Source organism: Paenibacillus vortex V453 (genome assembly GCF_000193415.1).
GTDB classification, from domain to species: Bacteria; Bacillota; Bacilli; order Paenibacillales; family Paenibacillaceae; genus Paenibacillus_AQ; species Paenibacillus_AQ glucanolyticus.
On record NZ_ADHJ01000053.1, the window covers coordinates 64,084 to 77,822 of the forward strand.

The following is a 13,739-nucleotide window of genomic DNA, read 5'->3' on the forward strand; positions in this document are numbered from 1 at the left end:
GCGATGATTCTCCAAGATCCGAGCTGCAGTCAGCCGCGTCTGGCTAAAGCGTTCATATGTAGGAAAAAAGTGTCCTCCAGCGTCGGTGCCTTCTCCATAAACTCAGCACCCGGCTGCTTTTTCCCCATCAGCCTGACTCTCATGTTAGTTTCCGTCATTTGAAAGTGAATTAACAGTTCCTGCGGGATCCGTTCGAAGGCCTCAAGATCAACCTCGCCCTCCCAGACGCTGGAGGCAACATTCAGCTTCCATTGGCTCGGGGAACCAATATATCGAATGCGCCCGCGATGAACCCAAATCACCGTATCTGCTGCCTCTTCCCATTCATTCAACTCGTGGGCAGCAACGATGACCATTCGGCCGCGCGCATATTTAGTAAGATAGGTGATAAGGAATTTGCGCTCCTCTGCATCCATGCCGTTCAGGGGTTCATCCAGGAACAGAAAGGACGGCGAAGCAATAAGCGCCTGTACGACGGCAATCCGCCGCTGTACTCCTTGCGATAGATTCTTGACCTTACTCTTGCGAACAGGCTCCAGCCTAAAGTCCAGCATCAGCCGGTCGATGGCTTCCGGGTTATAGATGCCTTTCAATTCCGCCATATAGGTCAGCAGCTTGCCGACCTTCATATCCCCGTATAGCTCGATATCAGCCGGAACATAACCAATTTGGCTCCGGATGAGCGGAAGATGGTCTCCTGCCTTGCGCCCGCTATACAGAATTTCACCTGCGTCGGGAGCTTGCAGCGTGGCCAACAGCTCGATCAGCGTTGTTTTTCCCGCGCCGTTCGCTCCGACAATCAGGTTCAAGCCGGAATGAATCTCCGCTTTCTCGATTTCAAGCCGATACGTTCCGGCCTGTCGTTCCAGTCCTTCTACCCTAATCATTAGCGGTTCTCCAGGCTCCGTTCAATTTCAGACTGCGGCCGTAGGAGGAGACAAGCAGGATCAATCCGATAACAAGCAGGGTCATATCCGTCAGCATTTTACCGCCCATCGATACCCCGTGATCGATAATCTGGCCCTGGATGACAATCCACATGCCGTAGACCAATACGGCAGAGATCAGCGATACCACCATCCCTTTGCGAAAGAGCATATACATCGCAGCACCACCCGTCACCAATAGAATCCCCATCCACTCCAGAATAAAGGGTCCGAATAAAAAGTGAGAGGTCTCCGCCTGGATGGATCGAAGCCCGAGGGCAAGCGTGCTCAGCAGCGCCATTCCGATGACAATGCCGGTCACAAGCAGCAGCCGGGTATACAGAACAAGTGCCGGCGGGTATGGGGTTAGCGTCTCTACAGCTCTCATCCCTTTATCCCAGGTTCGGCTGCTGAACAGCATGGATACGATCAACAGCAGGGGCGTGATTAATGGAAAAATGCCGCCAGGCAATCCGGCAAACTGATCCAACGGGTATTCCGGGTCAATCAGCAGGACGAGCATGCAGAATACCGCCCCGGCTGTGAGCAGGATGGATCTTTGATTCAAACGAATCTGGCTCCGTAGGATCTGTTTCAATGAGGGCGGGTCCACCTGTGGATTAAAATCCAGCTTGGGGGACTCGGGCTCAATCTTGAGCTGATTGAACTCTCCCTGAAGGGACGCAATGAGTTGGGCCGTCTCATCCGGTGACGGCGATGGAAGGGCAGCTCGTCTAAGGGGACCCCGCAGCTCGTCTTCAAGTCTTCTCAATTCGTTATCGAATGGATGATCCATGGAGATACACCTCACTTTCTTTTACTTTGCACTGCGAATCTGACTCTTCCGATTTGGAGCGGCTCCTGACCTGTTCTTGAGGACTTTTCTCCCGTGTCCGCTGGCGCGGATTCACGGGTACCAAATCGGAATGCTCCATGGACAACGTTTTCTTTAACTTTCTTAAACCGTTATATAGATGTGTTTTTACCGTACTTAAGGGGAGGTCAACCAGGTCTGCGATTTCCTGCAGCTTCAGATCATGAAAGAATCGAAGGGATATGACTTCCTGTTGTATATCGGGCAGGCTCTCCAGCGATGCGGCTATCTCCAGTGACGTTTCCTGCCTCTCCACAAGCTCCTCGGCACCGGGTGCAGGATCGTATGCATCAGGCATCTCCTCGCCTGCAAGCCCCTCAGACCTGTACGATGCGCTCTTCCAGTAATCCTTGCACATATTCAGGGCGACGCGGTATAACCAGGAGCGAACATGTTCCAGTGTCCCGTGCTGGTTCAGATGCCGTATGAGCCGGATAAAGGTTTCCTGTACGATATCTTGAGCCTTCTGCCTGTCAACAAGCCGCTGGGTTGTATAACTGAACAGAGGTCCATGGTACCTAGTCACCAACATTTCGAATGCTTCCTGGTCGCCGGCCGCCATGCGTTCGGTCAGCTGCTGATCAGAAATCATGCCTTCCCCCCCTTTCTATATGCATTTCTATATGCATTTCTAATCTTCCCATTTTATCTATTTCTCAATTATAACCGACCGTGTGCATGTGCATAGTCGTCATTATTTGACATTCATCATGGCATTCCACTTTTGCTGCCACTCCTGGTATGTGATCGGTTTCTCCGGGTCCAGGAATTTGTTCCGCTCGGTATCGGGCAGCCGCACCCCTTGTTGGTAAAAATGCACCAGCAGTTCTTTGACCTGGTGCCCTCTGCCCTCTTCCAATGCCCTTCTGACTTGCTTGGCCATGCTGATGCCGATTTTGTTCTGAGGGTCGCTGCCGTCCCCGTTTTTGAACAGCAGCTGCTGTACCGAACGCAAATTGAGATACGCCGATCTTAATTCCTTATCGCTGAGCCCTTTCTCTTCAATGTAATACACGTACCAGAACAGACTGCTGATCTTTCCGCGCACATCTCTCTCTGGATGTTCATAATAATTATAAATGGCACCCTGGTTGCCAAACAGAATGGAATTCATCCACTCGCCTGACAGATTGCTGATGTTATACGTGTATTGGTGAGAGGAGAGAATCAACGAATGGTCTACCCGAGGATATCTAAATCCTTGACCCAGATACAAAATCTTGTCCACGCTGCCTTTAAACTCGGGTACCCATTTGGCAAAATAGTCGTGTTTTTTCTTCAGATCACGCAGCATCAGTTTTGATGTTTTCTCCAGATACGGGGTTGTCACAACCATGATCGGAAATTGATTCAAGCGAATCTCCCTCCAGAACTTGCCTCCGTACAGGGAAACATTCTGTTCGGTCCCCTGGACCTCAAACCGCTGATAGCCCGGCCTTCGTTCCAGCTCCTTCATCCCCGTATACAAGGGAACCGGGTAGCCTTCCACCTCCAGCCGCATATCGCCGAAAGAATAACGCATGACGCCGTATTCCCCGCCAAGATACATTTCGGTTGGCCGATTGTTTTCCTCCGGATTCTTCAAGTACACATTCTGATGCCCGGGCAGCGGGTACCAGGCCATATGTCCCTCCAGCTTAACTTCGGGTCCCACACTATAGGCGGCAAATTCTTCGCTGGAGTATCCGGGCATAAAATCCATAACATGACCTCTGTATGTCAGCTCTGCTTGAATGTCGTTTCCATTCGCAACGCCCGCCATACTTACCGAAATCCGCTCTCCTTGTCTGCGATATGGAGCGTCCACTCCCTGGAGCTGGACACGGTCCAGCTTGAACATCCGGTTCAGGGTCAGCGGAAGCTGCTTCTTACCCGATACTTCATCAGAGAGTGGTATATTCAGCCTCGCCGTAACCAGAAGTTCATCATTCGGCAGTCGTTTCAGTTTGATATCGTAGGAGGAAACCCTGTAAATCGATCCGATTTCCGTATCATTAACATAGGAAACCGAAGGGTCCTCCAGCCTGTTATCAATTTGGGCATATCGTTCCGACCAGATCGTACTGTAAGGTACCGCGGCAATCGCTGTTAACACAAAAGCGCCGAGCACGGCAACCCAGCCTGCCCTCAAGAGCATCGTTGGACGCCTGCGGTTTAACAAGAACAAACACACGGTAAGCAGCATGAGGGTGAAAGCCAGCACGAACCACCGGGCCAGCTGTATATCCTCGGTTAACAAGCCGTAGCCCCAATTCTCATACTCATACCGGTTGGACTGCAGAAAAAATTGATTGAGATGGAACACTTGAGCCGGAAGCCATTTCAGTTCGCTGATGATATAAATCTCCATGAAAAAAGTTCCGAACATCCATGCACAGAAACCGATCAAATAAACAATCCGATTCGGAATGCTCGCTCCGAGAAGCATCGCGAGCGCCAGAGTTACCATATAGGAAACTTCATACTGCACGGCAATTTGCATCGTGTGCATGATCGCAATTTCACTGGCAATGCCTTTGCTAACCGACAGGATGTAGAATATAACCGACGTGGACAGCGTGAACAGGGAAAAGTACAGCAGGCTCACCACGTATTTCGATGACAACAATGTAAAGAAGGGTACTGGCAAGCTGTGATTCCATTCGAAGGATCGGCGGCTGATGTCTCTGCGGATGGACAAAATGCCGATCAGCATAGCCGGGCCCAGCGTCATCGTATGGCCCAGCATATGGAAGGAATACGCAGCCGTGTACAGATTATGATCTGCCCCGTTGCCGCTGGCCGCTTGCAGCATCATGACGATAAACAAAACGGCATAGATGATTGGCATTGAGGCAAACAGAGGATTGCCAAACAGGAGCCGAAGTTCCAGGAGGCTGTGCCTCCACCATTTATGCATGGCGATCCCTCCGCAGCAAGGCCAGATAACCGTCTTCTAAAGAAGGATCAGCCGCAAACGCGCCTTCAACCGGCGCAGTTGGACTGATAAAGCGGCACAAGATGCCTTCCGGAACCGTTCGGGTGGACACAACGGACATGGGATCAATCAAGGCAAATTCGTCCGGGCTCATCACGGCTTCCCATACTTGCCCTTGACCGCAGGCCTGTAGTTCAGCCAGGCTCCCTGTCATGACCAGCCTCCCCTTGTTCATAACGGCGATGCGCCGGCAGTTGCTCTCGATGTCGGCTACGATATGGGTTGACAGCAGCACGGTCCGGTTGATGCTAAACCGAGTCAGCACGTTACGAAACCGGACACGCTCCTGAGGATCAAGCCCGGATGTCGGCTCGTCAACGATCAGAACGTCCGGGGATCCTAATAGCGCTTGGGCAATGCCCAGCCGCTGCTTCATTCCTCCGGAGTATGTGCGCACTTTCTTGTCGGCCTTCTCTTGGAGATTCACCATCTCAAGCAGCCTGGAGATTTCCTTCAGCCTTGCGTTTCGATCGGTAATCCCCTTCATAGCGGCAACATAATCCAGATAATCCCTGCCAGTCAGCTGCGGGTAAATATGAAAGTGCTGCGGCAAATAACCGATCATCTGCCGAATCTCCTCAGGCCGTCCAAGCGATATCCCGTTCATTCTTACCTGCCCGGAGGTTGGAGACAATAAGGTCGACAGGATACGCATCAGCGTTGTTTTGCCAGCGCCATTGGGTCCCAGCAGACCGGTCATGCCTTTATCAAATTGTAGAGAAACATCCAAGAGCGCCCATGCGCCCTTGCGATAGGTTTTGGATAGATGTTCAATGGTAATCATTCTAGAATCCTTTCACCATTTACGATTATGGGATAAGCCCGCGCGGTTTACGTTAATTGGAACGAACCGCCTTCTCAAAAAGTTTGAATTTTCACCGTTCTAAAGCCAATTTATTTATAAGGTGCAAAAAAGCCCGTGATCCTAAAAACGGATTGCGGGCATAATCTAATGGGTTCTGATCTTATTAGTATAACATGCAGCGGCAATGTTCATCCGCATTCCTTCAAGGCGTAAATATTTCACGTCCCAAATGATTAACAGGATCGATCATTCATGTGCTGTTTGCGTTACCGGTGCGCTTCATACTGGTTCGCGCGGGTTATAGCCTGAATCGTCTGGATATCTTGCGGCGACAGCTTCTCCACAGTACCTGCAGCAATATTATGCAGCAGCTGTTCAAGCGAGCTTGCGCCGGGAATCGTGCAGGCAACGGCGGCATGGCTTAACGCATAGCGAATGGCCGTATGAGTCAGATCCGCGCCATTTCCATACTCTTCAAGTCTCTTCAGAATGTCCAGCAGCTCATTTTTGCTGTAGTCCAGGTAACCCTTCTCTGCCTTGGATTGGCCCCGATCCGACAAGATCCCCCGGGCAACGGGACCCCGCGCAATGGCGGAAATCCCATTCTCCGCCAGCAAATCGAGCACCTCCTCCTCCGGTCTCCGGTCCAGGATGCTGTATTGGCTCATGACACTGACGATATTGGATTTACTCACATATTCACGGATGACATTCGGACGGATGGACGAAATCCCGTAATAGCGAATCCATCCTTCCCGCTTCAGCTCTTCAAAAGCTTCGATCGTCTCTTCCACCGGATCATCCAGCGTTCCTCCATGGAGCTGATACAGATCGATATAATCCGTACCCAGCCTGCGAAGACTGTCCTTGACGGCGGATTTTATGTAATCTTTGGAGGGGTCCCATACCCAGCCATCCTGACCTTCAACACGCCGGTTGCCTACTTTGGTAGCGATAATGACATCCTCTCTCCGGCCTTGAACGGCTTTGCCGACCAGTTCTTCATTACGACCCTTATCGTACAAATCCGCCGTGTCCAAGAAATTCACGCCCTGATCAAGCGCTTCATGAATCAGCTTCACCGCTTGTCCTTCATCCGTTCCCAATGACATGCAGCCCAGCCCAATTTCGCTTACATACAATTCTGAAGATCCCAGCTGATTGGTTCTCATGTTCGATATCCTCCTCTTATTTATGATGAATAAGGTTCTACCCCTTTACTTACCCTAAAATATCGATCCAGATCTTGAACGCCGTTACCGCAATGAGAATCGCCAAGGCATATCGCAGCAGACGAACATTCAGCCTGCGGCTGATCATGGCGCCGATAGGCGCACCCAGCAGGCTCCCCACAACGGCAAACAGGGAAGGCCAGAACGGAATGCCGCCTGAAACGATTTTGCCAATAACACCGCCGACCGCAGACAGAAATACGATAGCAAGTGAGGATGCAATGGTGATCCGAGTCGGTATTTTTAGAACCGTGAGCATAATGGGGATGAGGATAAAGGCGCCTCCGGCACCAACGATCCCGGCAATGCCTCCGACTATGAACGCGGCTCCCATTGCAATCCCTGAATGATAGGTAACCTCGCTCACCGACCTCTGTTCCATGGACGCCCGTGTCGGCACAATCATTAATAACACAGCGATAACCGCCAGGAAACCGTAAACGACGTTGATCGTTCCGCTGGTCATCAGCATCGATGACAGGCTCCCGATCAGACTGCCTACCAGCGTGCTGGCCCCCATCTGAATAACCAATGGCTTGTGAACGTATGACTCACTTCCGCGCGAACTCATCCGGTTGGTTATCATGCCTGACAATGAGGCGAAAAATACCTGAAGCATGCTAATGGATGCCACTTCCTTGGAAGTGAAAGCCTCCAATCCAAACCAGGAGGGAACATACAGCAGCAATGGGAAATTAATGATAGCCCCGCCAATACCCAGCAGCCCAGAGAAAAAGGAACCAATGATACCTATAAAGATCATGACTACAAGCTGCACTATCAAGGTGATCGATCTCCGTTTCATTTGATATCGTTTTACGGGCACATTGCTATTGAATGTACCTCGTTGTTGATTTATAATAAAACCCAAGTATTTATATCGGAAATCAGGGAGGTGTGTGGCGATCATGTTAAACAAGCTGAAATTTCTCTTCCAGGACCGATGTCCTGACTGCGAGCAGAAGCTGATCTCCAAGCAGGAAGACATGGCTACGATCAAGCATTGCCCGGATCACCACTACACCGAGGAAATATATAATCAGTTGGGCGTTACAATTGTTTATCATCCCAGTAAAGACAACAGTTAAATCAGCCTAAACCCGGCATAAACCATCCCAATCGCTCATACCGTCTCTAATCCATTTACTTACTCAATCCATTCCCCTCCCGCTGATCTAACGAGAAACAGAACTGTAATTTCAGCAACCATCACCAGAAGTGAGCAGATGAAAATAACAGACATCATATCCCCCGAATCCAGATTCAGCATGAAGGGGTACAGGATAAGCAATAACAGCTGCCCAGCCATAAACAGGTGCAGCCGGAAGCGGGCTTTCCTATCCAATTCGGATTCCGTGCCTGTATAATGAGCTTGAATCCCTCTGCAAATACTGTAAATCAATGCCGTATGCAGGAGCACGGCAGGCAGTAGAATGAACAGGTTCTTAACCGATTGCATGTGCACGCTGTCCATTGCGACCTCGGGGAACCAAAATAATGAAGCCGCCGACCACACCAGCAGCAGCCAAGCCGACAGATGTCCCAGCCTAAAATATCCGTTCAATCGCTGCAGCCGCCATAACCCTGAGGCAATCAGCAGATACCCCAGCATATCGGGCAGTATATCCACCATTTCAACCTTCAGATCGATGAGTACAAAGAGCAGCCCCCAGAGTATACGATACCAAGCGCTTCTCATAATCCCTTCCTTCTTTCGCGGACATATGCCGTCATTTCTTTATCGGTCGGACTTGGATGATAAGGTATGATCGTATCTTCATGCCAAGTACCCTTTCCTTCCTCCGTAAACGTTGTTCTCAGCATTAACTGATACACCTGCATACTCTTCTCACGAGACGGCATGTTAAATTGATGGCTGATCCTAAAAGAGTCCCCTTGATTCATCTTCGCTGGAAGCTGTATCTCCTGAATAGGCATACCGCTCTGTTCCATCTGTGACTCCGGAGGTAGCGGGCGGTAACTTGTACCCGGCCCTTGACCCGAGATATCGGCATAGATTTGCAAAGCTCCTTCTTCTGCGATATTCAGAAACTTCGAGGAGAACGCTGTTAACTGAAGCGGCCGCTTGATGACCGCGGAGTTGTATCCCGAGTGATCCGACGAGGATCCAACGGAGGTCCACTCCACGGGTTTGACTTCGTTATATGTACCAGGCCAAATGTAAATTTCGCCTACGTCCACCTGTTCCGAGGTTCCATCGGAGTAAAGCGCGGTGATCTCGCGGACAAGCACTGGCTCCTTAAGCAGCTCTTCCGCCACGCCCTGCCCTCGAGCAGGGTTATTTAAATTCACCATCATTTTCCCTAAATACTGCCTTTGGTACTCTGCATATTTGGGGTAAGGTGTCACGATCTGTTCAGGGTAACCCTCGATCTGAATGGTGCTCAGGGTCTTATCGGCTCGTTTGTCCTCTATATAATACAAGTCAAACACGTGCCCTTCCCTATCCGATGTCTCAACATGATGCGCAAGGAATACCGTTCTTCCCAGTTGGTTGGCTTCATAATACCAGACATTTCCGATCCAGCTGCAGGCAACCAGCAGGATGGCGAGCACATAATACCACTTCTTGCTCATGGCCCCTCCTTATGTATCATGCGTTTGTTCATATTCTTTAACTATATTAACACGTAAATATAATAAGGGGGTTTGCACAGCGTTAATTTTTCGGTGCATTTCTCCGGAGGGGCTCTCGAATTGAAATTTGAAATAAGGAGGCCGATTCATGGACAGACTATTTGAAGCAATCGAAATCAAGGAAGGTGTCCATGATGAATCCATCCATCGAAGAAATTACGAATTGGCTTGAATCCAAGAGCAGCCACACCCTTCACATATCCAAGGAAGAAGACAAAGATCAGGACCAGATTGAATTACAGCTGGAACGATTGGAGCATCATCAGCATCAGGAGCCGTCCATTGACGGTTATGGGGATCGCAGCGCTTTGCTGCTGCACGGTTCCGGTGTTGTCATGACTGCGGGCCACACAGCACCGCTGCCAACCAACGCCTATGTCATCGGGCTGGATGGGCTTAAAGCTGCGGAGATCCACGACAATCATGTCGTACTCACAACGGAGCGTGGTACTTACACCATCAAGGCAACCTGACGCAGCCGAATTGAAAAACGCCAAGAACCGCCAGCATGATTCATCTGGCGGTTCTTTTAGGCTGTTTGCACGCTGGTGCTCAAACGAACGAAAAGGTACATAAAAAGGCTACACAACATCCCTATTCTCGCTTGTATCTCCACATATGTTTCTGGACATCTCCATGCATCGCAGGGATGGCCAATCCCGCGTCTGAACGGCCCTCGGTCCCAGCATATAGCGATGGGCCGTTTCGCGCTGGCACTCAGCAAGCAGCGCAGGCTTCTGCCACCTAACCAGAGTCCCATTTTTTCTCTTCCTGGACCTGTTTAAGACTGGGCAGCGGACCGTTTCAGGATCATAACGTCCCTTCCCGGAATCGTAACATGACCTGAAACCTGCCGGTTGCTCAGAAGATCGAATAGCTTGGCAGAACCTGCTTCGAACGTCATCTCTTCGGCGTTGTGGTTCAATACGAACAGGTAGGAACCTCCATCCTTCACCCGTTCCGTAACCTCTACCCCGGTTGGTGTATTCAGCAGCGGCTTCACCCCCTGCTCTTCGCACAGATTAGCAAGAAAGCCCTGCAGGAACTTCGAATCCGGGCTGCTGGCTACATAATAGGCCAGTCCCTCTCCAAACCTATTCCTGGTTACAACAGGAGTTCCTTTATAGAAATCAGAACCGTACCCAGCCAGAACCTCCGCTGTCTCCGCATGGATGACATCGCACAGCAATCCACAAGGATAACTTCCACGCAGTGATCCCCATTCCTGATTCAATTCGATCTGATTGTGCTGCCCAGGAAGTAGGGCATCGATCTCTTCAGCCCAGATTCCCATCACGTGGCGCAGCTCGCCAGGATGACCTCCAAGGGTCACAAGATCGTTCTCGTTGACGATGCCGCTGAAGAAAGTGGTCACAAAGGTTCCTCCCCGGGATACGAATTGCTCCACACGCCGGGCTACACCCGGTTTCACCATATACATTACGGGCGCAACCACCACATCATACTTGCCCAGATCCTCTTCAACACCGATGATATCGGTCTGAATATTCAACTGGTACAGCGCGTCGTAGTATTTATGAACCTCGTCCACATAGTTCAGGGCTTTGGAAGGTCCGCTTGAAAGCTCCAGCGCCCAGCGGTTCTCCCAATCATACATAATCGCCACCTTGGCGTTCGAGCGGGAACCGAGCAGCTGGTCTCCGAGCTGCTGCAGCTCTGCGCCCAGCTCCGCGCATTCCCGAAAGACGCGGGTATGCTCATGCCCCACGTGCTCAATCAACGCGCCGTGGAACTTCTCGCAGGCCCCCACGGAACGGCGCAGCTGAAAGAACATCACCGTATCTGCGCCATGGGCTACAGCCTGGTAGCTCCACAATCTCATCACGCCGGGGCGCTTCGCGGAATTGTAAGGCGACCAGTTCTGAACGCTCGGGGTCTGCTCCATCAGCATGAATGGCTGGCCGCTTTTCAAACCCCGCATCAGGTTATGGGACATCGCCGTAAAGCTTACCGGCGTATCGATTGCGGGATAGTTGTCCCAGGACACAACATCCATATGCTTCGCCCACTCGAAGTAATCCAGCTCCGGATAAAAGCCCATCAGATTCGTGGTCACCGGCATGTCCGGGGTAATCTTCTTCAGTTCATCCCGTTCGAGGCGATAGCAGGCAAGCAGGCTGTCCGACTGGAAGCGACGGTAGTCCAGCGATATCCCCTGGAAGAACGTCCGATTCCCGCCAAACTCTTCGCTGAGTGCATTCGGCACCACAATTTCGTCCCACTCGTAAAGGGTATGGCCCCAGAACCCGGTATTCCAGGCGGCATTCAGTTTATCGAGCGTGCCGTAACGCTCTTTCAGCCAAATACGGAACTGCGATTCGCAGTTATCACAATAACAATAGCCGCCGTACTCATTGGAGACATGCCAGATCACGAGTGCCGGATGGTCCTTGTACCGCTCAGCCAGCTTGCGCGCCATCAGCGCAGAATATTTGCGATACGTCGGGCTGTTTGGACATGAGTTGTGGCGCCCTCCGAATTTGCGCTTGCGTCCATCGTAATCCACTCGGAGAATGTCCGGATATTTCTTGGCCATCCAGGCAGGATGCGCCCCCGTGCTTGTTGCCAGGCAGACATGGACCCCTTCCTCTGCCAGACGATCCATAATTTCATCCAGCCATGTGAAATCGTAGCTATGCTCATCGCGCTGTGTTTTTGCCCAGGAGAATACGTTGAGAGTTGCCACATCGACCCCTGCCAGCTCAAACATCCGCAGATCTTCTTCCATCGTGGCCTTATCCCATTGCTCGGGGTTATAGTCTCCGCCATACCATATCTTCGGAACACGCTGATTTATCATAGAATTGCCTCCTTTATGAGTGTCCAATAAGAAAAACGTCAATCGATGTTGATAATCTGTCTAAAAGAAAAGAGGCACCATCCCTTGTATCTAAGAACAAGGGATCATACCTCTTATGAAAGATCTACTTACACATTACGAGCACTACCTGCCGCTTACTTGCTCAGGCTGTCCCAAGACGTCTGCATGTCTTCAAGCATCTTGTTTGCGTCGGACTTGCCTGCAAAGAACGCCTGCATGGAGCCTGAGAATTCCTGCGCTACCCCGTCAGGGAACTTGGCAGATTGTCTTGGCAGCACTTTTCCGGCTTGGACGTATTCCCACACAGCCGAGCCCAGGTCGCCCATATCTTCCGGCGTCGCTTCGATGGTCGTTAATGCCGGAATGAATTTGAATTTCTTCACGATGTACTCTTTACCGATATCGGATGTGACAAACCAGTTGAGGAAGATCTTTGCTTCTTCCTTCGATGCGGAATCCTTGTTGATAACAAGGTTCGCAGGAACGCCCACGTTCAGCTTATCATTTTGCTCCGCATTGTCGCCAAGCGGCATCGGCAGATAGCCGAGATTCAGATCAGGGTTGATGGCATCGATCTCGGTTTGGGACCAGTTGCCATTCTGCATCATGGCTGTTTTTTCGGTGGCCAGCAGGGAAATCGCCGTGTTGTAGTCCGTAGTCAGCGGGTTCTTGTTGCCATGATCCAAGGTCAACTGCATCAGCTTGGCCCACTCTTCGAACTTCGCATTGCCTGCAAATTTTTGCGTTCCGTCATTCAAGCCCTGAATAAATGCATTCGGATCATCCTGCTGGGCAAATGCCGGGTTAATGCCCTGGTTGCCGATCAACCACCACTCCTGGTAAGCGTTCGCAAAAGGAGTTGTGCCAGCAGCTTCCAGTTTCTTCGCAGCTTCCTCCAGCTGGGCATAGGTTTTCGGGAGCTCGGTAATGCCTGCTTGCTCAAACAAATCTTTATTGTAGATATAACCCCATCCTTCAAGGTTCATCGGCATGCCGTATACTTTACCGTCTTTGGTCATCGGCTCCTTCGCCATCTCAACCAGATCGTTCACCCAAGGCTGGTCGGACAAGTCCTCCAGACGGTCGATCCACATCTCCATCTCGGCATCGCCGCCATTGGAGAAAATATCAGGCGCATCGTTGGACGCAAATTTGGTCTTCAGTGCAGCGCCATAGTCCGCACCGCCGCCTACCGTTTGAATATCCAGCTTGATGTTCGGGTATTCCTTCTCAAATTCCACCTTGAGCTCATTCAAGCCATCCACGATTTCGGTTTTGAATTGGAAAATCTTAACCGTCTTGACTTCACCAGAGGCCCCGTCCGAGCTCCCGCCTTGACTTCCCTCCGACTTGCCGCCGCACGCTGCCAGCAGCATGGAGAAAGCCAGCAGCATCACAAGTGATAATTTCATTTTGTTCATCTTA

Annotated in this window: 12 protein-coding genes and 1 pseudogene; 2 read left to right on the top strand and 11 right to left on the bottom strand. The window is 51.0% G+C overall.

Translation table 11 applies throughout. From position 1 onward, the window contains the following. Positions 1 to 29 precede the first annotated feature (29 nt). The 7 genes and pseudogenes from PVOR_RS27040 to PVOR_RS27070 all read right to left on the bottom strand — a co-directional run bounded on the left by PVOR_RS27040 (position 30) and on the right by PVOR_RS27070 (position 7,598). Complete coding sequence (locus PVOR_RS27040) at positions 30 to 887, bottom strand: ABC transporter ATP-binding protein (RefSeq protein ID WP_006212745.1); 858 nt, start codon at positions 885 to 887, stop codon at positions 30 to 32. Then, positions 880 to 1,722 carry a hypothetical protein gene (locus PVOR_RS27045; protein ID WP_006212746.1) on the bottom strand — a complete coding sequence of 281 codons (843 nt, stop codon included), beginning with the start codon at positions 1,720 to 1,722 and terminating at the stop codon, positions 880 to 882. The genes PVOR_RS27040 and PVOR_RS27045 overlap by 8 nt, the downstream gene beginning before the upstream one ends. Continuing rightward, entirely contained in the window at positions 1,703 to 2,392 is a 690-nt protein-coding gene (locus PVOR_RS27050) for an RNA polymerase sigma factor (RefSeq protein WP_006212747.1), read from the bottom strand. Before PVOR_RS27050 ends, PVOR_RS27045 begins: the two co-directional genes overlap by 20 nt. Positions 2,393 to 2,494: 102 nt before the next feature. Beyond that, positions 2,495 to 4,699 (bottom strand): ABC transporter permease, encoded by a 2,205-nt coding sequence (locus tag PVOR_RS27055; protein ID WP_006212748.1) that lies wholly within the window; start codon positions 4,697 to 4,699, stop codon positions 2,495 to 2,497. Further along, positions 4,692 to 5,561 carry an ABC transporter ATP-binding protein gene (locus tag PVOR_RS27060; protein WP_006212749.1) on the bottom strand — a complete coding sequence of 290 codons (870 nt, stop codon included), beginning with the start codon at positions 5,559 to 5,561 and terminating at the stop codon, positions 4,692 to 4,694. The genes PVOR_RS27055 and PVOR_RS27060 overlap by 8 nt, the downstream gene beginning before the upstream one ends. A gap of 332 nt (positions 5,562 to 5,893) precedes the next feature. Beyond that, positions 5,894 to 6,754 (bottom strand): annotated as a pseudogene (locus PVOR_RS27065) (aldo/keto reductase); the annotation flags it as partial. A 49-nt stretch (positions 6,755 to 6,803) separates the two neighbouring features. Continuing rightward, positions 6,804 to 7,598 (bottom strand): sulfite exporter TauE/SafE family protein, encoded by a 795-nt coding sequence (locus tag PVOR_RS27070; RefSeq protein ID WP_006212751.1) that lies wholly within the window; start codon positions 7,596 to 7,598, stop codon positions 6,804 to 6,806. A 124-nt stretch (positions 7,599 to 7,722) separates the two neighbouring features. Between PVOR_RS27070 and PVOR_RS27075 the strand changes: the two genes are divergently transcribed. Further along, on the top strand, positions 7,723 to 7,902 hold the full coding sequence (locus tag PVOR_RS27075) for a hypothetical protein (protein ID WP_006212752.1): 180 nt from the start codon (positions 7,723 to 7,725) through the stop codon (positions 7,900 to 7,902). A 59-nt stretch (positions 7,903 to 7,961) separates the two neighbouring features. Here the strand turns inward: PVOR_RS27075 and PVOR_RS27080 are convergent, their stop codons facing one another. After that, positions 7,962 to 8,513, bottom strand: coding sequence for a hypothetical protein (locus PVOR_RS27080; RefSeq protein ID WP_006212753.1), 552 nt, complete (start codon positions 8,511 to 8,513; stop codon positions 7,962 to 7,964). Beyond that, positions 8,510 to 9,412 carry a hypothetical protein gene (locus tag PVOR_RS27085; protein ID WP_006212754.1) on the bottom strand — a complete coding sequence of 301 codons (903 nt, stop codon included), beginning with the start codon at positions 9,410 to 9,412 and terminating at the stop codon, positions 8,510 to 8,512. The genes PVOR_RS27080 and PVOR_RS27085 overlap by 4 nt, the downstream gene beginning before the upstream one ends. Before the next feature lie 191 nt (positions 9,413 to 9,603). On the opposite strand from PVOR_RS27085, the gene PVOR_RS27090 reads away from it, so the two are divergent. Continuing rightward, the gene (locus tag PVOR_RS27090) at positions 9,604 to 9,945 is read left to right on the top strand and encodes a hypothetical protein (protein ID WP_036643523.1); all 342 of its coding nucleotides are present in this window, start codon (positions 9,604 to 9,606) and stop codon (positions 9,943 to 9,945) included. 308 nt (positions 9,946 to 10,253) lie between these two features. On the opposite strand, the gene PVOR_RS27095 is transcribed toward PVOR_RS27090, so the two are convergent. Next, positions 10,254 to 12,293: a beta-galactosidase gene (locus PVOR_RS27095; protein ID WP_006212756.1), complete on the bottom strand. Its 2,040-nt coding sequence runs from the start codon at positions 12,291 to 12,293 to the stop codon at positions 10,254 to 10,256. A gap of 155 nt (positions 12,294 to 12,448) precedes the next feature. Continuing rightward, positions 12,449 to 13,735, bottom strand: a complete 1,287-nt coding sequence (locus PVOR_RS27100; RefSeq protein ID WP_006212757.1) for an ABC transporter substrate-binding protein — start codon at positions 13,733 to 13,735, stop codon at positions 12,449 to 12,451. Between the last annotated feature and the right edge of the window lie 4 nt (positions 13,736 to 13,739).

Excerpts from the sequence above, each read along its gene's own strand:
- PVOR_RS27040 (WP_006212745.1), bottom strand. The coding sequence starts at position 887 with ATGATTAGGGTAGAAGGACTGGAACGACAGGCCGGAACGTATCGGCTT.
- PVOR_RS27045 (WP_006212746.1), bottom strand. The coding sequence starts at position 1,722 with ATGGATCATCCATTCGATAACGAATTGAGAAGACTTGAAGACGAGCTG.
- PVOR_RS27050 (WP_006212747.1), bottom strand. The coding sequence starts at position 2,392 with ATGATTTCTGATCAGCAGCTGACCGAACGCATGGCGGCCGGCGACCAG.
- PVOR_RS27055 (WP_006212748.1), bottom strand. The coding sequence starts at position 4,699 with ATGCATAAATGGTGGAGGCACAGCCTCCTGGAACTTCGGCTCCTGTTT.
- PVOR_RS27060 (WP_006212749.1), bottom strand. The coding sequence starts at position 5,561 with ATGATTACCATTGAACATCTATCCAAAACCTATCGCAAGGGCGCATGG.
- PVOR_RS27075 (WP_006212752.1), top strand. The coding sequence starts at position 7,723 with ATGTTAAACAAGCTGAAATTTCTCTTCCAGGACCGATGTCCTGACTGC.
- PVOR_RS27080 (WP_006212753.1), bottom strand. The coding sequence starts at position 8,513 with ATGAGAAGCGCTTGGTATCGTATACTCTGGGGGCTGCTCTTTGTACTC.
- PVOR_RS27085 (WP_006212754.1), bottom strand. The coding sequence starts at position 9,412 with ATGAGCAAGAAGTGGTATTATGTGCTCGCCATCCTGCTGGTTGCCTGC.
- PVOR_RS27090 (WP_036643523.1), top strand. The coding sequence starts at position 9,604 with ATGATGAATCCATCCATCGAAGAAATTACGAATTGGCTTGAATCCAAG.
- PVOR_RS27095 (WP_006212756.1), bottom strand. The coding sequence starts at position 12,293 with ATGATAAATCAGCGTGTTCCGAAGATATGGTATGGCGGAGACTATAAC.
- PVOR_RS27100 (WP_006212757.1), bottom strand. The coding sequence starts at position 13,735 with ATGAACAAAATGAAATTATCACTTGTGATGCTGCTGGCTTTCTCCATG.